At 67.3% G+C, this 19,866-nt stretch carries 18 protein-coding genes; 14 read left to right on the plus strand and 4 right to left on the minus strand.

Annotated features, from left to right (window positions below):
* Window positions 1-37: 37 nt before the first annotated feature.
* Window positions 38-220, minus strand: a complete 183-nt coding sequence (locus ACSYG9_RS17490; RefSeq protein ID WP_440123734.1) for a hypothetical protein — start codon at window positions 218-220, stop codon at window positions 38-40.
* 356 nt (window positions 221-576) lie between these two features.
* On the opposite strand from ACSYG9_RS17490, the gene typA reads away from it, so the two are divergent.
* From typA to ACSYG9_RS17515, 5 genes are all read left to right on the plus strand, one after another.
* Window positions 577-2,463 (plus strand): translational GTPase TypA, encoded by a 1,887-nt coding sequence (typA, locus tag ACSYG9_RS17495; protein ID WP_440123735.1) that lies wholly within the window; start codon window positions 577-579, stop codon window positions 2,461-2,463.
* Window positions 2,464-2,547: 84 nt separating this feature from the next.
* On the plus strand, window positions 2,548-4,557 hold the full coding sequence (locus ACSYG9_RS17500; RefSeq protein WP_454839325.1) for an ABC transporter family substrate-binding protein: 2,010 nt from the start codon (window positions 2,548-2,550) through the stop codon (window positions 4,555-4,557).
* On the plus strand, window positions 4,536-5,438 hold the full coding sequence (gene mshB, locus ACSYG9_RS17505) for an N-acetyl-1-D-myo-inositol-2-amino-2-deoxy-alpha-D-glucopyranoside deacetylase (protein WP_454842987.1): 903 nt from the start codon (window positions 4,536-4,538) through the stop codon (window positions 5,436-5,438). The genes ACSYG9_RS17500 and mshB overlap by 22 nt, the downstream gene beginning before the upstream one ends.
* A 35-nt stretch (window positions 5,439-5,473) precedes the next feature.
* Window positions 5,474-5,632, plus strand: a complete 159-nt coding sequence (locus tag ACSYG9_RS17510; RefSeq protein WP_330136294.1) for a hypothetical protein — start codon at window positions 5,474-5,476, stop codon at window positions 5,630-5,632.
* 54 nt (window positions 5,633-5,686) lie between these two features.
* Window positions 5,687-6,121, plus strand: coding sequence for a hypothetical protein (locus ACSYG9_RS17515; RefSeq protein WP_454839328.1), 435 nt, complete (start codon window positions 5,687-5,689; stop codon window positions 6,119-6,121).
* Here ACSYG9_RS17515 and ACSYG9_RS17520 read toward each other — a convergent pair.
* The 3 genes from ACSYG9_RS17520 to ACSYG9_RS17530 all read right to left on the minus strand — a co-directional run bounded on the left by ACSYG9_RS17520 (window position 6,087) and on the right by ACSYG9_RS17530 (window position 8,910).
* Window positions 6,087-6,776 carry a uracil-DNA glycosylase gene (locus tag ACSYG9_RS17520; protein WP_440127693.1) on the minus strand — a complete coding sequence of 230 codons (690 nt, stop codon included), beginning with the start codon at window positions 6,774-6,776 and terminating at the stop codon, window positions 6,087-6,089. The genes ACSYG9_RS17515 and ACSYG9_RS17520 overlap by 35 nt on opposite strands.
* 41 nt (window positions 6,777-6,817) lie before the next feature.
* Window positions 6,818-8,311 (minus strand): PH domain-containing protein, encoded by a 1,494-nt coding sequence (locus ACSYG9_RS17525; protein ID WP_454842988.1) that lies wholly within the window; start codon window positions 8,309-8,311, stop codon window positions 6,818-6,820.
* A gap of 92 nt (window positions 8,312-8,403) precedes the next feature.
* On the minus strand, window positions 8,404-8,910 hold the full coding sequence (locus tag ACSYG9_RS17530; RefSeq protein WP_440123738.1) for a PH domain-containing protein: 507 nt from the start codon (window positions 8,908-8,910) through the stop codon (window positions 8,404-8,406).
* 108 nt (window positions 8,911-9,018) lie between these two features.
* Between ACSYG9_RS17530 and ACSYG9_RS17535 the strand changes: the two genes are divergently transcribed.
* From ACSYG9_RS17535 to ACSYG9_RS17575, 9 genes are all read left to right on the plus strand, one after another.
* Window positions 9,019-9,234, plus strand: a complete 216-nt coding sequence (locus ACSYG9_RS17535) for a hypothetical protein (RefSeq protein ID WP_440123739.1) — start codon at window positions 9,019-9,021, stop codon at window positions 9,232-9,234.
* Window positions 9,235-9,325: 91 nt separating this feature from the next.
* Entirely contained in the window at window positions 9,326-11,881 is a 2,556-nt protein-coding gene (locus ACSYG9_RS17540; protein WP_440127695.1) for a bifunctional FO biosynthesis protein CofGH, read from the plus strand.
* 153 nt (window positions 11,882-12,034) lie between these two features.
* A complete protein-coding gene (fdxA, locus tag ACSYG9_RS17545; protein ID WP_169687621.1) occupies window positions 12,035-12,358 on the plus strand; it encodes a ferredoxin in 324 nt (107 codons plus the stop codon).
* Between the two features lie 6 nt (window positions 12,359-12,364).
* Window positions 12,365-13,474, plus strand: coding sequence for a succinyldiaminopimelate transaminase (gene dapC / locus ACSYG9_RS17550; RefSeq protein WP_454839330.1), 1,110 nt, complete (start codon window positions 12,365-12,367; stop codon window positions 13,472-13,474).
* Window positions 13,475-13,533: 59 nt separating this feature from the next.
* Entirely contained in the window at window positions 13,534-15,189 is a 1,656-nt protein-coding gene (gene pruA / locus ACSYG9_RS17555) for an L-glutamate gamma-semialdehyde dehydrogenase (RefSeq protein WP_454839332.1), read from the plus strand.
* The gene (locus ACSYG9_RS17560; RefSeq protein WP_440123742.1) at window positions 15,186-16,169 is read left to right on the plus strand and encodes a proline dehydrogenase family protein; all 984 of its coding nucleotides are present in this window, start codon (window positions 15,186-15,188) and stop codon (window positions 16,167-16,169) included. The genes pruA and ACSYG9_RS17560 overlap by 4 nt, the downstream gene beginning before the upstream one ends.
* A gap of 30 nt (window positions 16,170-16,199) precedes the next feature.
* A complete protein-coding gene (locus tag ACSYG9_RS17565) occupies window positions 16,200-16,886 on the plus strand; it encodes a rhomboid family intramembrane serine protease (RefSeq protein WP_440123743.1) in 687 nt (228 codons plus the stop codon).
* Window positions 16,887-16,938: 52 nt separating this feature from the next.
* Window positions 16,939-18,381: an acyl-CoA synthetase gene (locus ACSYG9_RS17570; protein WP_454839333.1), complete on the plus strand. Its 1,443-nt coding sequence runs from the start codon at window positions 16,939-16,941 to the stop codon at window positions 18,379-18,381.
* A 226-nt stretch (window positions 18,382-18,607) separates the two neighbouring features.
* Window positions 18,608-19,828 (plus strand): helix-turn-helix domain-containing protein, encoded by a 1,221-nt coding sequence (locus ACSYG9_RS17575; protein WP_440127696.1) that lies wholly within the window; start codon window positions 18,608-18,610, stop codon window positions 19,826-19,828.
* The last annotated feature ends 38 nt before the right edge of the window (window positions 19,829-19,866 follow it).

Consider the following 19,866-nt stretch of genomic DNA (forward strand, 5'->3'; position numbering starts at 1 on the left):
CCCGCAATGACCCGCGCAATGAACCCGTTGGTGCGAGTCAGGCGGCGCGGACCTTCTCCAGGTGTTTGCGCAGCTGCTTCTCGCTCATCCCCTCGTCCTGGACCTTCTTCATGCGCATGATCACGACAGGGCATTTGACGCAGCGGGTCTTCTTGCGGCAGCACTTCTTCTTCGGTTTCAGGCTCGCGACAGTGCTCGCCTTGAATTTCTTCTTGCCCATCGTCGTCCTGCTCCCGTCCGTGCGCGTGAAAGTCAGGTTAGCGTTCCCTCAGTTGAACACCAAGGGTCACTTTGGAGGGGCTGAGCATCGCGAAGCACGGTTCTCCTACGTGTCGAACGTCACTTCGAGGTACCCTGAGCTGGGCCGATAGGGGCGCGATGCCGCGTGCACACCCATGCGGGCTGTAGGGTATTCGTGGCCGCACTGCCCGCATGGACCTTCGGAGAGTTGATCTCGAAGACCACGCCGGGTGTTTCGCATTCGCGTCGCGGCCCAGAACGAAATTGCGCCGTACGGGCGAGGTGCCAACCGGGTCCAGTGCCGTGTGGCCGGACTACAGCCAGGAGAGCCATCGCGTGAGCACCGCCGATTTTCGAAACGTCGCCATCGTGGCGCACGTCGACCATGGAAAGACCACCCTCGTCGACGCAATGCTGCGCCAGTCGGGTGCGTTCGCCGAACGCGCCGAACTCGTTGACCGAGTCATGGACTCCGGCGACCTCGAACGCGAGAAGGGCATCACCATTCTCGCCAAGAACACCGCGGTGCACCGCCACCACCCCGACGGCAGCGTGACGGTGATCAACGTCATCGACACCCCCGGCCACGCCGACTTCGGCGGCGAGGTCGAGCGGGGCCTGTCGATGGTCGACGGCGTCGTCCTGCTCATCGACTCCTCCGAGGGCCCGCTTCCGCAGACCCGCTTCGTGCTGCGCAAGGCGCTCGCCGCGTCGCTGCCGGTGATCCTGGTGGTGAACAAGACCGACCGCCCCGATGCCCGCATCGCAGAGGTCGTCGAGGAGAGCCAGACCCTGCTTCTCGATCTCGCGTCCGATCTCGACGACGAAGCAGCGGAAGCCGCCGAGCTCGCCCTGGAACTACCCGTGCTCTATGCCTCGGGTCGCGAAGGTAAGGCCAGCCGCAAGCAGCCCGAGAACGGTCAGGTCCCCGACGCAGAGAACCTCGATGAACTCTTCGAGGTTCTGTTCGAGTGCATCCCCGCGCCGAAGGGCAACCCGGAGGCCCCGCTGCAGGCGCACGTCACCAACCTCGACGCGTCCGAGTTCCTCGGACGCCTGGCACTGCTTCGCGTCCACAACGGCAAGCTCCGCAAGGGCGACACCGTTGCATGGATGCACTCGGACGGCGTGAAGAACGTCAAGATCACCGAGCTGCTCAAGACGGTCGGTGTCGAGCGTCAGCCCGGTGAAGAAGCCGTCGCGGGCGACATCGTCGCAGTCGCGGGTATTCCCGACATCATGATCGGCGACACGCTCGCCGACATCGAGAACCAGGTCGCGCTGCCCACCATCACCGTCGACGAGCCCGCGATCTCCATGGTGATCGGCACCAACACATCGCCGCTCGTCGGTCGTGTCCAGGGACACAAGCTCACTGCGCGCATGGTCAAGACCCGTCTCGATTCCGAGCTCATCGGCAACGTGTCGCTCAAGGTGCTCGACATCGGCCGCCCGGATGCGTGGGAGGTGCAGGGTCGTGGTGAGCTCGCCCTCGCGATCCTGGTCGAGCAGATGCGCCGTGAAGGCTTCGAGCTCACGGTCGGCAAGCCGCAGGTGGTCACCAAGACCGTCGACGGCAAGCTGCACGAGCCGTACGAAGAGCTGACGATCGACAGCCCGGAGGAGTACCTCGGCTCGATCACTCAGTTGCTCGCTGCCCGTAAGGGCAAGATGGTGCAGATGACCAACCACGGTACGGGTTGGGTCCGGATGGAGTTCATCATCCCGTCCCGAGGTCTCATCGGCTTCCGCACCGACTTCCTCACCGAAACACGCGGCACGGGTATCTCCAACGCGATCTTCCACGGCTACGCACCGTGGGCCGGTGAGATCCGCGCGCGCCACACCGGCTCGCTCGTCTCCGACCGCGCAGGGTCGGTGACCCCGTTCGCGATGATCCAGCTGGCCGACCGCGGCACCTTCTTCGTCGACCCCGGTGCCGACACCTACGAGGGCATGGTCGTGGGTATCAACCCCCGCGCCGAGGACCTCGATATCAACGTCACGCGCGAGAAGAAGCTCACCAACATGCGCTCGTCGACGGCCGACGTCATGGAGACGCTCTCGAAGCCGATCGAACTCACCCTCGAAGCTGCGCTCGAATTCTGTGCGGTCGACGAATGCGTCGAGGTGACGCCCGAGGTGATTCGCGTGCGGAAGGTGCATCTGTCGAGCACCGATCGAGCGCGCGCACGTTCGCGTGAGAAGGCCCGCAACAAGTAGAAATAGTGTGAAGCGGCCCCGGTAGCCCTGGCTCCCGGGGCCGCGACATACCCGGTGGACACAAGTCGACGAGAGGAAGCCCGAGTGTTGCGTTCGCGCACCTGGTATCGGCGATGGGTCGTTCCGGTGGCCGTCGCGACAGTCGTACTGACGTCGGCGGCGTGTACCGCAGATCCGCCTCCGCCGATCGAACAGACGGAGCCGACGGCAGCGCCCGCACCTGCCCAGAAGCGCAACACCGTGGTCGTCGCGATCGACGGCGTGGAGACCGGTTTCAACCCTCATCTGCTGGCAGATCAGTCACCGGTCGGTGACGCGATCGCGCAACTGGTCCTGCCCAGCGCCTTCCGTCCCGTGCCGAGCGTGGAGGAGCCCGGTGTCACCGAATGGGTGCTCGACGACTCGGTGCTGGTGTCGGCGGAGGTGGTCTCGCAGACACCGTTCACCATCGAGTACGAGGTTCGGACCGATGCCCAGTGGTCCGACAGCGCACCCATCGCGGCGGAGGACTTCCATTATCTTTGGCAGCAGATGATCACGCAGCCGGGAGTGGTCGACGCCGCCGGTTACCGGTTGATCGACGATGTCCAGTCCTCGGGCGGGGGTAAGACGGTCACTGTCACACTGCGTGAGCCGTACCCCGCGTGGCGAGAGTTGTTCGCCGACATGCTGCCCGCACATCTCGTCAAGGACACCCCGGGTGGTTTCGACACCGGCCTGTCGGAAACGATCCCGGTGTCGGGTGGGCCGTTCAAGGTGGAATCCGTCGACCGTGGTCGCGGCGAGGTGCTGCTCGAGCGTAACGACCGGTTCTGGGGCGAGCCCGCGCTCCCGGACGAGATCCTCATGCGACGCGGTGGCAGCGACGCCCAGCTCACCGAATCCATGCGCACCGGCGACACTCAGATCGCGCAGGTCTCGGGCGGATCGGCATTGCTCGCCCAGCTCGGTGCGGTATCCGGCCTGCGAACGCACGTGCAGCTCGAGCCCCGCACGCTCGAATTGACGCTCAACACCCGCACTGCCGTTCTCGCCGACCCGCGGGTACGCCGCGCTGTGCTCGGTCTTCTCGACCCGGAGATGCTTGCCCTCGTCGCAGCGGGTTCCGCTGCCGAGGTCGTCCCCGACCGGGCACAGATCCTCGCTCCGTCCGATCCCGGCTACGCGCCGACGATGCCGCCGCGACCGAGTCGTGAGGACGTGCTCGCCCTGTTCGCGGACGCCGGCTACCTGCCCAACCTCCCCGCTGTGCCCGCCCCCGAGCCGGCCGAGGATCCGGCGTCCTCGGCCGAAACGACGACGCCGGAGACCACCGCGGCGGAAGGGGCTTCCCCGGAAGCGGATTCGCCGGAGCGGGCGCCCTCGGGACGTGCAGAGCCGATCGCGGACGGCGCGCTCGTCCGGGACGGGGCGCCGCTCGTGCTCGTGCTGGGTGTCGCCGAAGGGTCCGAAACAGCGCGTACTGTCGCGCGGACGGTGGCGGATGTGTTGTCCGGCGCAGGAATTGCGGCCTCGGTGAGTGAACTACCGCCGGACGAACTCTACGGAGACGCCCTCGTCACCGGGGAGGTGCACGCGATCGTCGGCTGGATGGAGGCGGGGTCCGACCCCGCAACGGCGGCGATCTCCCGCTTCGGGTGCCTCCCCGCGCTCCCGGCTCCCGCAGCCTCGGAGACCGCAGATATGTCGGAGACAACGGAGGCGGTGCCCACGTCGACGAGTGGCCCCGCGACCACTACGGCAGCCGATGCCCCCGACTCGGACGCTGGGAACGACGGGTCCGGCGACGCCAACTCGACGGATGACGAAGAGGATGCGGCCGCGGCCCAGCTCGAAGCACCGAGCAACCTTTCCGGTGCTTGTGATCCCACAGTGCAGGCCCAGCTCGTCGATGCCCTGCACGGGGTGGGCGACGTCCCTGCAACACTGGCTGCAGTGGAGCCGAGCCTGTGGGATCTCGCAGTGAACCTTCCGATCATCCAGGGCAGGTCCGTCGCTGCCGCCGGCCCCGGCGTGGACGGAGTGGCCCTGTCAGGCCCGGTGCAGGCAGGCATCGTCGGCGACGCTCGATTCTGGGGGAGGAACACACCGTGACCGCTGACGAACCGCGCAGACTGCTGCTCGTCCACGCACATCCGGACGACGAAACCCTCACCACGGGCGGCACTGTTGCCCGGTACGTCGACGAAGGAGCCGAGGTCACCGTGGTGACCTGCACCCTCGGCGAAGAAGGCGAAGTCATCGGCGACGAGTGGGCGCAGCTGACTGCCGACCGGGCAGACCAACTGGGTGGTTACCGCGTGCTGGAACTGACCCGGGCCCTGAATGCCCTCGGGGTCGCCGCGCCCTGCTTCCTGGGTGGGGCCGGCCATTGGCGAGACTCCGGGATGGCAGGCACTCCGGCAGCGTCGAATCCCCGCGCGTGGGTCAACGCCGATCCCGATGAAGCCGTGGGGGAGCTCGTTGCCGTCATCCGGCGCACTCGGCCTCACGTCGTCGTCACCTACGACCCGGTCGGTGGGTACGGGCACCCGGACCACATCGCAGTGCACGAACGCGTCACCGCCGCCGTCGAGCTCGCCGGAACGGAGGACTACCCCGGTGCGGGTGCGCCGTGGACACCGGCGAAGGTGTACTGGACGGTCACCGAGAGGACGGCGCTCGAAGCGGGCATCGCCGAGATCGGCGAGCTCCCCGAGGGTTGGCGCGTGCCCGAGCCGGGCGAGCTCCCGAGCGTGCCCGACGATCAGGTCAGCGCCGTCGTCGACGTCCGCGAAGTGCTCGACGCGAAACGTGCCGCGATGGCAGCCCACGCGACCCAGGTCACCGTGGCACCGGGAGGAGCGCAGTTCACACTGTCGAACTTGGTCGCCCAACCGATCCTCCGCGAGGAGCATTTCCGCTTGGTGCGCGGAGAACCGGGCGAACGGGACGATTCCGGGCGGGAGCGTGACCTCTTCTCCGGCATCGGATAATGTGACCGCCGTCACCGATGGAGGGAGGGGCGGCGATGTACAACTGGTCCGTTCAGAATCAGATCATCGCGTTCGTCGACTCGTTGCGGCCGCACGCCGACGAGATTCGCGCCGGCTATTTCGATGCGCTCTACGGGTTCGTCGACATGCAATCGCACCTGCTGACAATGCTCGGTTACCCGCCTGTACCGTGACCTGCCCCCGACCCCGGGTAGCTCGGCCGACGCGCCGTCGCGCACTATGGAACGATGACCGTCGACCCTGCAACCGAACTGCCGGACGTACCCGCGCTACCGCCGGAGCCGCGCAGAGGCATCGTTGCGTTGCTCGTCTTCGACGGTGTCCTCTGCGCGATCCTGTCGGTGCTGTTCCTCGGCCTCTACATCGGCCCGGTTCCGTTTCCGATCACGATTCTGCTCGCAGCCGTGATCAATCTGCTGCTGGTGATGGCCGTGTACAGCGAAACCGGGGCGCTGCGAACCGCGATGCTGCCGCTCGCGGCCTGGTTGCTCGGATTCGCCGTGTGCCTGGCCGTCGGACCGGGTGGCGATCAACTCGCCATGGCGGACTGGCGGATCCTGATGCTTCCCGTCGCGGCGCTCCTGCCCGCAGGCGGTTACCTCTTCTCGGCGCGGATCAAAGCGATCATCAGGACAGCCCGGCCGCCTGCGCAGCAGATCTGAGCACAGCCGCGGTCATCTCCTGGGTGAGACGGCCGGTGAAGGTGTTCTGCTGACTCACGTGATAGCACCCGAACAGGTGCAGCGGGGCCTTTCCCTCGGTCGCCGGGGCGAGGGTGACACTTGCGCCGTGCCCGAACTTCGGACGCGGCGACGGCACGACCCATCCCGCCGCGGTAAGCACCGGGAGCAACGCTTGCCATCCGAAACCACCGAGCACCACGACGGCCCGCAGCGTCGGCGAGAGCAACGCGAGTTCCTGCTCGAGCCAGCCCCGGCACGTGTCCCGCTCGGTCACGGTCGGCTTGTTGGCGGGGGGCGCGCAGTGCACCGGTGAGGTGATCCGCGTGCCGAACAGTTCGAGTCCGTCACCGATGTGGGTCGCGATCGGTTGCGACGCGAGTCCGGCTTCGTACATGGCGGCGTAGAGGAAGTCTCCGGAGCGATCGCCGGTGAACATCCGTCCCGTCCGGTTCGCGCCGTGCGCGGCGGGCGCCAATCCCACGATGAGCAGCGCCGCATCGGCGGGGCCGAAACCGGGGACCGGCCTGCCCCAGTACTCCTCGTCGCGGAAAGCGGCCCGTTTCTCCCGTGCGACGCGTTCACGCCACTCGACCAGCCTCGGGCACGCGCGGCAGTCCACGAGCAACTCGTCCATCACCGCGAGGGTGCTTGCTCCGGGTCTGCGCCAAGGATCGATCACGAGGACTGACCTCCGCGTGTCCAGATATCGCCCGCGCCGGGTGTCACGGATTCGATCAACGCCCATGCGTCGCTCTCGGGGACGTCCACGACCTCGTAGTGGCCCGCGCCCGCAGGAGTCGCAGCGATCACCGTCGCCACTCCCGCCCGCCGCTGGAAGAACGTCTGCCGCACGGTCCATCCGATGATCCCGTCCGACTCGAGGCAGACCCGATGGCGATCGAGGGAACCCGAGCGGGTGACGAGGTACCCGGCCGGCGAGGCATGTCCGAGCCCCCGATAGCGATCCCACCCGAGTGCTGCCGCGGCAACGACGAGCACCACCGTTCCCGCTGTGGTTGCGGGCAACGGCAGCGGCCGGTCGAGGATCGTGGTGACTGCAATACCCGCCGCGACCAGGCACACCACCGGCACGATCGCCCTGGTGAATCGGCGGCGGCGTGCTGCAGCGCCGTGGGGGACCAGAGGCACCGTCAACGGTGAGTCGGTGGTGAGCACTGCGCCTGCGACCCGGCGCACCTCACCGTCGGGCGCCGACGGCAGCACGAGCGACGACTCGCCGCGTTCGGCCGATACACCGGTCATGATCGCGTCGAGTCGTGCAGCTCCCACGAGTCTCAGTGCAACGGGCTCGTGGACGTCGACGCCGCGAAGGCGCGCGCGGTCGAGCGTCGTGTGCCGCACCCGCAGCAGGCCTCGCCCGACCCGCAGCATCCGTCCGTCGTCGGTGACCAGTAGGTTCCCGTACAGCAGTAGGTACCGGATGCACGCGGCGATGCTCGCGACGACGAGCATCACGACCACTGCGACGCCGACGACGACCGCAATGCCGGCTGCCGCGAGCGCATCGACCCCGCGCGCGACGGTGTCCGATTCGGTGAGTTGTTCACCGATCCCGTATTGGAACGCCAGCCCGACCACGGCGGCGATACCGATCAGGCCGGTGGCCGAGAACGGCGCGTACCGCACCCACCCGGATCGGAATCGGGCCAGTTCGCGTTCGCTCGGTGCAGTGCCCATCGGGGCGCGCACGGAATCCACCGAGGCGCGCACGGCCATGCCTTCCGGTGCTGCGGCATCGAGGCCGCCTTCGAGGAGTCCGGTTCGCAGAGCGGGAACGTCCTCGATGGCGATGCCGTTGAGCTCGAACCTGTTGTGATCGGTGGCGCTGCCGCCCGATTGTCCGGTGCCGATCTTCACCACTGCGAGGCCGAGCAGTCGATGCAGTACCCGCCGATCGACGTCGACCGACCGGATACGGCTCCGCGGGACCGAGAGCTCGCGGCGTCGGAGCAGACCGCGGCGCAGCTCGACGTGCACGGGCCCGATCCGATAGCTCGTGGTGAACCAGCGAGCCAGTCCGACAAGGACCAGCAGCCCCGCGACACCGAGTCCCCAGTACGGGTTGCCGCTGCTGCTGCCCAGCAACACCGAACCGATCAGGACGGGGAACAGCTTCAGGATCTCCTCGACCGGATGGATCAGCAGCATCCGGCGGTCGAGTCGCTGCCAGCCGACGATGTCGTCGTCGACGGCGCCTGCCGGATGAGTCGTGTCGGGTGGGGGAGTTCCGGGTTCGAAGGTCACGTCGCATCGGCTCCGTCGCCACCCGCGATCGCGGTGAGTCGTGCGACCGTCTCGTCGGCCACTGCCGTGTCGAGCGCGGTGATTTCCACGGCGCCGGCGGACGACGCGGTGGTGACGGTCACGGTCGCGAGCCCGAGCCACCGGTCGATCGGGCCGCGTTCGGTGTCGACGGTCTGGATCCGGGAGATCGGCGCGATGCGGCGTTCCTGCGTGAACCACCCCGAGCGGGTGTGGACGGCAGCGTCGCTGATCTCCCATCGGTGCACCCGGTACCGCCACAGCGGCACCACCGAGATGTGAAGGCCCGCGACGACGACGGTCGCGACGGCCGCGGCGATGTGCCACCCGGCCCGGCCGGAGTCGAGCACACCCCACACGACCTGCGCAATGACGATCGGTACCCACATCAACGCAGCGTTGATCGCCCACAACGCCCGAGCCTTCGGACTCGGCCTCCATGCGGGTTCGGCTATCACCGTCCCGGTGCTGCTCTCCACATTCACACTCCCGACTCGGTTCAGGGTTCCACGTTAGGCTTGGTTGGACACCCGATCGGGGCAGCCCCGAGTATTCCCACACCGCCGGGCGTTTCAGGCACGAGGAGGATCGACATGAGCGAAGCGGACATGACCGACACTTCCGATGTTCTCGGGTTCAGCAGCCTTTCGGCGGAAGATTCCGAAGGCGATCGGGTCGAACAGTCGACGCCGGCCTACGACGAGCCTCGCGATACGTTCCCGACAGACCTGCCACTCGAGGTCGATCCCGCCGACGCGGTCGAGCAGAATCGCGAGGTGGCCGTGGACGACGACTATCCCCACGAGTGACAGCCGGGTGCACCCCGAAGTGGCATGCGACACGGCGGGGGCGCATGATCGGCCCATGACCGATTCCGCTGACGACACCCAGCACTCCGCGATGCTTCCGTCGCCGTCGCTGCGCCCCGGTGCCGCTCCCCGGCCGTCCCCGTCTGCGATGCGCCGAGTGCTGCGTCGCGCCCGCGACGGGGTGAGTCTCAACGTCGACGAAGCCGCAGTGCTGCTGCAAGCGCGCGGCGCCGACCTCGATGATCTGTGTGCGTCGGCGGCTCGCGTACGCGATGCGGGTCTGCTCGAGCAGGAGCGGCCGGGTACGGTCACCTACTCGCGAAAGGTGTTCGTCCCGATCACCCGGCTGTGCCGCGACCGTTGCCACTACTGCACGTTCGTCACGGTCCCGGGCAAGCTTCGGGCCGAAGGCCGGGGGATGTACCTCGAGCCCGACGAGATCCTCGAAATCGCACGGCAGGGCGCCGAGCTCGGCTGCAAGGAGGCGCTGTTCACTCTCGGTGACCGGCCCGAGGACCGGTGGCCAGAGGCACGGCAGTGGCTCGACGAACGCGGGTACGATTCGACGCTCGACTATGTGCGTGCGATGTCGATCCGGGTGCTCGAGGAGACCGGATTGCTGCCGCACTTGAACCCGGGCGTGATGAGCTGGGCCGAGATCTCGCGACTCAAGCCGGTGGCGCCGTCGATGGGCATGATGCTCGAGACGACCTCGGAGCGGTTGTTCACCGAGAAGGGCCAGTGCCATTACGGCAGTCCCGACAAGGAACCGTCCGTGCGGCTGCGGGTGCTCACCGATGCGGGCCGCTTGTCGGTGCCGTTCACCACGGGCATCCTCGTCGGAATCGGCGAGTCGTTCGTCGAGCGTGCCGAGTCGATCCTGGCGATCCGCAAGACGCACAAGGCGTTCGGTCACATCCAAGAAGTCATCGTGCAGAACTTCCGGGCCAAGGACGACACGGCGATGCGTGATGTCGACGATGCCGCGCTCGACGAATTCCTGGCCGCGATCGCGGTCACCCGTCTGATCCTCGGCCCGGGTATGCGAATCCAGGCTCCGCCCAACTTGGTGTCGCTCGACGAGTGCCGCGCGTTGCTCGGGGCGGGGGTCGACGACTGGGGTGGAGTCTCGCCGCTGACCCCGGATCACGTCAATCCGGAGCGGCCGTGGCCGAACCTCGACACGCTTGCCCGGCTGAGTGCCGAGGCGGGCTTCCGGCTCACCGAGCGGATCGCAGCGCAGCCGCAGTACGTGCTGGCGGGTCAGCCGTGGATCGATCCGAGGATCACCGCCCACGTGCGCGCGCTGTCCGACCCGGAGACCGGTCTCGCGCAGCAGGTCATCCCGTCGGGTCTGCCGTGGCAGGAGCCCGACGTGGACTGGGAGTCGTCGGGGCGTATCGACCTCAACTCCGAGATCGACGTGACCGGGCGCAACACCGATCACCGCTCCGACCTGGGCAGTGCTTTCGGTGATTGGGACACTGTGCGCGAGCAGGTGCTGGCACTGGGTGAGTCCGCCCCGGTTCGCCTCGAGCGCGACGTACTGTCGGCGTTGCGTTCTGCGGAGCGCAATCCGGGAGGGTGCTCGGATGCTGAGTACACCGCGCTCGCGAATGCCGACGGTGCGGGCCTGGAGGCAATGGTCGCGCTGGCAGATCAGCTGCGTCGCGACACGGTCGGCGACGACGTCACCTATGTCGTCAACAGGAACATCAATTTCACCAACATTTGTTACACGGGCTGTCGCTTCTGTGCGTTCGCGCAGCGCAAGGGCGACGCCGATGCCTTCACGCTCTCTGCCGAGGAAGTCGCCGACCGGGCGTGGGAAGCGCACGTCGCAGGCGCCACCGAGGTGTGCATGCAAGGCGGTATCGACCCCGAACTACCCGTCACCGGTTATGCCGATCTGGTGCGCGCGGTCAAGGCACGGGTGCCGTCGATGCACGTGCACGCGTTCTCGCCCATGGAGATCGTCAACGGTGTCGCGCGCAGCGGTACCTCCATCCGTGAATGGTTGACCGAGCTGCGCGAAGCCGGCCTCGACACCATCCCGGGCACGGCCGCGGAGATCCTCGACGACGAGGTGCGCTGGGTGCTCACGAAGGGCAAGCTGCCCACCGCGGAGTGGATCGAAGTGGTCACCACCGCCCACGAGGTGGGGCTACGGTCCAGTTCGACGATGATGTACGGGCACGTCGACCAGCCGCACCATTGGGTGGGGCACCTGAACGTGCTGCGCGGAATCCAGGACCGGACGGGTGGCTTCACCGAGTTCGTGTTGCTGCCGTTCGTGCATCAGTCGTCGCCGCTCTATCTGGCGGGTGCGTCCCGTCCGGGGCCCACGATGCGAGACAACCGCGCGGCGCACGCGCTGGCCCGCATCATGCTGCACGGGCGGATCGCGAACATCCAGACCAGCTGGGTCAAGCTCGGCGTGGCGGGGACACAGGCGATGCTCGAGGGCGGGGCCAACGATCTCGGTGGCACGTTGATGGAGGAGACGATCTCCCGGATGGCGGGGTCGCAGCACGGCTCGGAGAAGTCCGTTGCCGAGCTGGTGGCGATCGCCGAGGGCATCGGTCGTCCCGCCCGGGAACGCACCACCGCGTACGCCCGTCGTGAGATCGGCGTCACTGTCCGATAGGCCCGACTCGTGGTCCCCGGTCAGGTCAGGGCACCCTAAGGGGGAGGGTGCCACCGGCGACGGTGGATACTGTTCGGTTGTGGGCGCCAGTGCGCCGATGCGCTGGGACCGTACCGGGTCGGCGGGCATCGAAGAGAGGCAGGGAGAACAGCAGTGACGTACACGATTGCGGAGCCGTGCGTGGACGTGTTGGACAAGGCATGCATCGAAGAGTGCCCGGTCGACTGCATCTACGAGGGTGGTCGCATGCTGTACATCCACCCGGACGAATGTGTGGACTGTGGTGCTTGCGAGCCCGTGTGCCCCGTCGAGGCGATCTTCTACGAAGACGACGTGCCGGACGAGTGGTCCGAGTACGTGCAGACCAACATCGACTTCTTCAAGGATCTCGGATCGCCGGGCGGCGCAGCGAAGCTCGGCAAGGTCGACTACGACACGCCGTTCGTCAAGAACCTGCCTCCCATGGGTGAGGACTAGGCACCTGTGGCGACACGCACACGCCGGTCGGTCGCGCAGAGCCTTCCGGATTTTCCCTGGGATTCACTGACCGACGCGAAGGCGAAGGCTGCCGCGCACCCGGACGGCATCGTCAACCTCTCGGTGGGGACGCCTGTCGATCCGGTCGCCCCGGTGATCCGGGAAGCGCTCGTCTCGATTGCGAAAGAACCGGGCTACCCCACGACCCACGGAACGCCCGAACTGAGGCAGGCCGCGGTGGGTGCGCTCGCGCGTCGCTACGGGATCACCGGTATCGACGAGGCATCGGTTCTGCCTGCCATCGGCACCAAGGAGATGATCGCGTGGCTGCCGACCCTGCTGGGTGTCGGCGCCGCCGATCTCGTCGTCATCCCTGAGCTCGCATACCCGACCTACGAGGTCGGCGGGCTGCTCGCGGGCGCACGGTTGATCCGAGCCGACGGACTCACCCGGCTCGGACCGGAGGGCGCGTCCCTGGTGTTCGTGAATTCGCCGTCGAACCCGACCGGCAAGGTGCTCGGTCTCGACCACCTGCGCAAGGTCGTCGACTGGGCGCGCAGCCGGAACGCGATCGTCGTGTCGGACGAGTGCTATCTCGGACTCACGTGGGAGGGCGAGGCACTGTCGATCCTGCATCCGAGCGTGAGCGACGGTGACCACACCAATCTGCTTGCGGTGCATTCGCTGTCGAAGACGTCGAACCTCGCGAGTTACCGCGCGGGATTCGTCACCGGCGACCCCGTACTCGTGGCCGATCTGCTCGAGGTGCGCAAGCACTCCGGCATGATGGTGCCGCTGCCGATCCAGGCCGCGATGACTGCGGCACTGAACGATGACGAGCACGAGAACATTCAGCGTGAGCGGTACCGGGTGCGTCGCGAGACGCTGCTCGCGGCCGTGCGCGGCGCCGGTTTCACCGTCGACCACTCCGAGGCGGGTCTGTACCTGTGGGCCACCCGCGATGAAGCGTGTCGCACCACTGTCGACTGGTTCGCCGAACGCGGCATTCTCGTTGCACCCGGCGAGTTCTACGGTCCGGGTGGTGTGCAGCACGTGCGGATCGCGTTGACGGCCACCGACGAGCGGATCGAGGCTGCGGCACAGCGACTGGCCTGATCGATCGGAACCTCCCGCTCGATCGTTCACCCGGCGCTACCCTGGGCCCAGGAGGCACCATGGACGCCGTCACAGTTGTTCCTGAGCCGAGGAACGAGCCGGTTCACGGATATGCCCAGGGCAGTCCCGAGCGAACGCGCCTGCTCGGCAAACTCGCGGAACTCACCGCAGAGCCGGTCGATGTCAGCCATGTGATCGGAGGAGTTCACCTCCACGGCGAGGGCGATCGCGTCGATATCCTGCAACCGCACAACCACGCGGCCGTGCTCGGAACCCTCCGCAATGCCACAGCAGCGGATGCGGCGGCAGCGGTCGACGCCGCCACTGCCGCTGCGCCTGCGTGGCGCGACATGCCGTTCGATGCGCGCGCTGCGATCCTGCTGCGGGCCGCCGACCTGATGTCGGGGCCGTGGCGCGAGACCATCGCGGCCGCCACGATGCTCGGTCAGTCGAAGTCGGTGCAGCAGGCCGAGATCGACGCGCCGTGCGAACTCGTGGACTTCTGGCGGTTCAATGTGCATTTCGCACGAGGTCTCCTGGCCGAACAACCGATGTCCTCGCCCGGAGTGTGGAACCGCATGGATCACCGTCCGCTCGAGGGGTTCGTGTACGCGGTGACGCCCTTCAACTTCACTGCGATCGCCGGAAACCTGCCGACCGCGCCCGCTCTCATGGGCAATACCGTCATCTGGAAGCCCTCGGAGACCCAGTCCCTCGCGGCCCACTGGACGATGCGCGTGCTCGAGGCGGCAGGTTTGCCGCCAGGCGTGATCAATCTGCTCACCGGCGACGGCAGAGCCGTGTCCGACGTGGTCCTGAGCGACCCTCGTTTCGCAGGTCTTCATTTCACCGGATCGGTCGCGACGTTCCGGCACCTGTGGAAGGAGATCGGCGGCAACCTCGACGCCTATCGGACCTATCCGCGGATCGTGGGGGAGACCGGCGGGAAGGACTTCGTCGTCGCGCATCCTTCTGCTGATCCCGCTGTGCTGGCCACCGCGCTGATCCGCGGCGCGTTCGAGTACCAGGGCCAGAAGTGCTCCGCGGCGTCGCGCGCGTTCGTGCCGCGCTCGGTGTGGTCGCGGATGCGGGAGGATTTCCTCGCGGAGGTCGATGCGCTCAGCTACGGCGACGTGACCGATCTGTCCAATTTCGGTGGCGCGTTGATCGATCGCCGTGCATACGAGAGGGTCGTCGGTGCCCTCGAGCGCGCTCGCGACCGCACCTCCGTGGAATTCGCCGTCGGTGGCGGGTACGACCAGTGGGTCGGGTGGTTCGTACGGCCCACGGTGTTGCTCGTCGACGATCCCGGCGACGAAGCTCTCACCACCGAATACTTCGGTCCGATTCTCGCCGTGTACGTCTACGACGACAGCGTGGCCGGTGCGTGGGAGAACGTGCTCGAGATGATCGACACGGCAACCCCGTATGCACTGACCGGGGCGGTGATAGCGGAGGATCGCGCCGCTATCGAGCATGCCGCCGCCGCATTGAGGTTCACGGCGGGCAATTTCTACGTCAACGACAAGCCCACCGGCGCGGTCGTCGGGCAGCAGCCGTTCGGAGGTGGTCGTCTCTCGGGCACCGACGACAAGGCGGGCTCAGCGCTGAACCTGCTGCGCTGGGTGTCGCCGCGGGCACTCAAGGAGACGTTCGTCCCGCCCACCGGCCACCGCTACCCGCACATGGAGCCCGACCCGGGGACGGGACGATGACCAGCCTGGGCGACGCGCTGTCGAACCCACTGCGTCCGGTCATCCTCACGGCCGCGAAATCGAACGCGGTGCGCCGCGTGGTGACCGCGGCACCACCCACTCGACGCATCGTCGACCGGTTCGTTGCCGGCAACACTCGCGCGGACGCGGTGACCGTTGCCACGCAGCTGTTGGGTTCGGGCCGGGGCGTGAGTATCGACCATCTCGGTGAGAACACCCTCGACGTCGGGCAGGCCCGCGTGATCGTCGAAGAATACCGTGGCCTGCTCACCGATCTCGGAAAGCTCGAAGAACTCACGCCCGAGACGTTCACGGGTGCGCCCGCGGTGGAAGTGTCGGTCAAGCTCACGGCTCTCGGGCTGTTGCTCGGGCCGGACGGTAGCAAGATCGCGCTCGATCACGCCCGGGAGATCTGCGCCGCCGCACAGAACGTGGGTGCGTGGGTGAGCATCGACGCCGAAGACCACACCGTCACCGGCGACACGCTCGCGATCGTCCGCGAGCTGCGCGTCGATTTCCCCGATGTGGGGGCGGTCGTACAGGCGTATCTGCGCCGCACCGAGGGCGATTGCCGAGAACTGTCGGGGCCGCGGTCGCGGGTGCGGTTGTGCAAAGGCGCCTACGACGAGCCCGAGTCGGTGGCGTACCGGGACCGCGGCGAAGTCGATGCGTCGTATCTACGGTGCCTGCAGATCCTGATGGCGGGAGACGGGTACCCGATGGTCGCCTCGCACGATCCCGCCTTGGTGACGGCGGTCGATCCGCTTGCCGCAGTGGCAGGACGTGGTCGAGGCGACTTCGAGCACCAGATGTTGTTCGGAATTCGCGACGGCGAACAAGTCCGCTTGGCCGGTGCAGGCCGGCGGGTGAGGGTCTACGTACCGTACGGATCGCAGTGGTACGGGTATCTCATGCGACGCCTCGCCGAGCGCCCCTCCAACCTGCGATTCTTTCTGCATTCACTCCTGAGCCGCGACTGAGCGGACCCCCTCGCCGGTAGATTGGCGCCCGTGAGTACCTCAGGCGACGACCCCCGTTCGTGGGTGCTCTACGTCGTCGTGGTGGCTCTGACCGCCCTGATGGCGGCCCCGCGTCACGGCAGGCACGCCGCGAAGGGCTGGTGGTGGCCGCCTCCGGTCGCTGCAATCGCGTTGTGGGTGCTGGTCGCCGTGCCGTCGGTGATCCGATTGATCGAACCCTCGATGATCCTGGTGTTCCGTCGGGATCCGATCCGCACTCGCGATGGTGAATGGTGGCGGGTCTTCACGTCTGCGCTGACTCAAGACGGTGTTGCCGGAACTGTGGGCAATCTGGTGATGTTCGCGATCGTCGCGATCGCGGTGGTGCGAGTCTGGGGGTGGCAGCGCGCGGTCGCGTTGTGTGTGGTCGGCCAGCTGTTGTGGGGCCTGTTCACCTCGTTCGTCTCACCATCGGTGGGGTCGGGAGTGTCAGGAGCGACGTTCGTGATGGCAGCGTCGCTCGCGGGCCTGTGGCCGGTGGTGGCGGCCCGGCACACCTTGCTCCTGGCATCGGCGGGCACGTTCGTCGCCGGGGTGCTGCTGGTTCTCTTCGACGACGCCCACGGTGTCGCGGTCCTGATCGGCATGCTGCTTGGGGCAGTACTCGGAATCGTGCTTCCGCCGGCGCGGCAGATCACCGCGTCCGACCCCGGAGCGCACGGGCATCTCCGTTCCTGAACGTGCACAAGCGATACGTGCGATCGAAGATCGTCAAAGTATCGTGACAGGGGTGTCTGCACTACTGCGTTCGTTGAACCCGCTTGCCGTCGCCCGCGGTGATGATGTCCCCGATGCCGTCCGGATCGACGGCCACACCTTGTCGCGCAGCGACATTCTCGGTGCGGCGACTGCGGTGGCCGCCCGTGTGTCGCGAGCCGAGCGGGTCGCGGTGCTCGCGACCCCCACCGCGACGACGGTCGTGGCGGTCGTCGGCTGCCTGCTCGCGGGCGTCACCGTGGTGCCGGTGCCGCCGGACTCGGGTCCGGCGGAGCTCGCCCACATTCTGAAGGATTCGGGTGCGCAGGCGTGGCTCGGGTCCGCTCCCGAGACGGGCGGTGCCGGCGCGGGTGTGCAGGTGCCGGAACTTCCGGTGCTGCCGGTGCGACTGCACGCGCGCGACTGGCATCACGTGCCCGAACCGAGCACGGCGAAGGTCGCGTTCGTGCTCTACACGTCCGGCACCACGGGCTCGCCCAAGGGGGTGTTGCTCAGCCGCCAGGCGATTGCGGCCGGCCTCGACGCGATCGTACGGGCGTGGGACTGGACGGAGCGCGACACGCTTGTGCACGGACTGCCGCTGTTCCACGTGCACGGACTGATCCTCGGTGTCCTCGGTCCACTTCGGGTGGGTAGCAGGCTCATCCACACGGGTAGGCCGACACCGCAGGCCTACGCGGAGGCTGCGGGCACCCTCTATTTCGGTGTGCCCACGGTGTGGTCGCGGGTGGCCGAGGACGAAGAGTCCGCGCGCGCTCTCGGTAGCGCGCGCCTGCTCGTCTCGGGTAGCGCCCCGCTCCCGGTGCCGGTGTTCGAGAAGTTACGCGAGCTCACCGGGCACGCCCCGATCGAGCGGTACGGCATGAGCGAAACGATGCTCACCGTGAGTACACGTGCCGACGGGGAGCGTCGCCCCGGCTGGGTCGGGACACCGGTTGCAGGGGTGCAGACGCGGCTGCGCGACGAACACGGCGCCGATGTGCCCCACGACGGGGAGAGCATCGGTGTGCTTCAGGTGCGCGGGCCGATGTTGTTCGACGGCTATCTGGGTCGTCCCGAGGCGACGGCCGCCTCGTGGACCGAGGACGGGTGGTTCGTCACCGGTGATGTCGCGGTGATCGACGCCGGCGGTTTCCACCGGATCGTCGGCCGGGAATCGACCGATCTGATCAAGTCCGGTGGGTTTCGGGTGGGCGCCGGAGAGATCGAGACCGTGCTGCTCGGACACCCAGCGGTAAGGGAGGTTGCGGTTGCGGGCTTGGAAGACGATGATCTCGGCCAACGTATCGTCGCGTTCGTGGTTCCTCACGTCGATGGTCCGGAAGTGGTCGAGGAAGAGTTGATCACGCTTGTTGCTCAGCAGCTTTCGACCCACAAGCGCCCGCGCGAGGTGCGAGTGGTCGATTCCTTGCCACGCAACGCGATGGGAAAGGTACAGAAGAAACTGTTGCAGTAGTGATGCTGACGGAACATTCTCCGGCGGAGTCCCGGTGTCGACGGAAACTCGACAAACAGTCGGTTCGAGGGTTGCGTGTGCCACACTCCAGGGCGGATTGTCTACTGCAGAGTAAGTAGGTCTACTCACTTCGATGGGGGTTCGAGGTATGTCTTTGACGGATCAGGTTCGCGACACCGAGCAAGCGCTTCGTTCGGAACGCTCCAGCGGCGCGAGCCCGGCCTTCATGGTCGACGGCAAGCCCGCGTCGGTCCCGCTTCGCGACCTGCCTGCGGTGGCGCGCAAGCTGGTCGCACACTTCGCCGACAACGTCGCACCGTGCTCGTTGCGCCCGGGAGAGTCGTTGCGCGGCGACGTCACCGAGGTCACCGTGCGGTGCCTGCGCATCGCGATCCACCTGCTCGACTCCGGCGAGCTGCCGTCGGATGCCGATCTCGCAGATCTGCGCAGCAGCGCAGCGCAGTGGGCACGGGCAGGCTTCCGCCTCGAATACATGCTGCGCATCTACCACGAGGGCATTCGCCTCGGCTGGGAGCTCGTCAGTGACCGGGCCCGCGAAGGCGACGTCATGTCGGTCGCCGACGCCTCGCGACTGTGGATGGCACTGCTCGAACGCGTCACCGTCACCGCCACGACCGGTTTCGTCTCGGAGCTCGAGGTGATTCGCCGCGAGCGCGACGTTGCCGCACAGGAACTCATCGCTGCACTGCTCAGCGGGCAGGATGCCGCGTCGGTCGCGCGCCGTTCGGGGCTCGAACTCGCCGACGGATACACGGTGCTCGCCGTGTCGCTGGCGCGGCACCCCGACGAGCGGAATCCGCACGTGCGCCCGGAAGTCGTCGCCCGTCGAACCCTGCGTCGCGTCGAGGTCGAGCTGGAAGCCATCTGCGACGGCAAGCATCTGGCGTTGCTCGGGCCCGAAGGGGGGACGGTCCTGCTCGCGGGGACGTCGACTTCTCCGTCGGTCGACGAGCTGCGCCACCGGATCGAGGCGGTGGCCGGTGTCTCGGTGACGGTGGCGCTGGTGCACGCGTCCGTGCCGGAAGTGCCTGCAGCGGCGAAGCAGGCCCACGAACTGCTGGACCTCGTCAGATTGCTGGGACGCCCGGTCGGCACGTACGGGATGCACGATCTGGCTCTCGAATATCAGCTGACCCGTCCTGGCCCGGCACGGCAGTATCTCGCGCGTGTCCTCGATCCACTCGACGATTCACCCGAGCTCGTCGAGACTCTCGAGACCCACATCTCGCACGATCTGAGCAGGCAGCTGACCGCACGCTCACTGCACGTGCATGCCAACACCGTCGACTACCGGCTCAAGCGGGTTTCTCAGCTGACCGGTTTCGATCCCACGCGCCCCTCGGGTCTGCGACAGTTGCAGGCTGCGCTGATAGCCCGGAGACTCGAAGGTCTCGGCGCGGACAGGGAATTCCTCGCCGCCCAGTAGTTTCTCGCCCCATGCAGTCGGGGAATCGGGCCCAGCGT

The organism is Rhodococcus sp. SJ-2 (assembly GCF_053750035.1).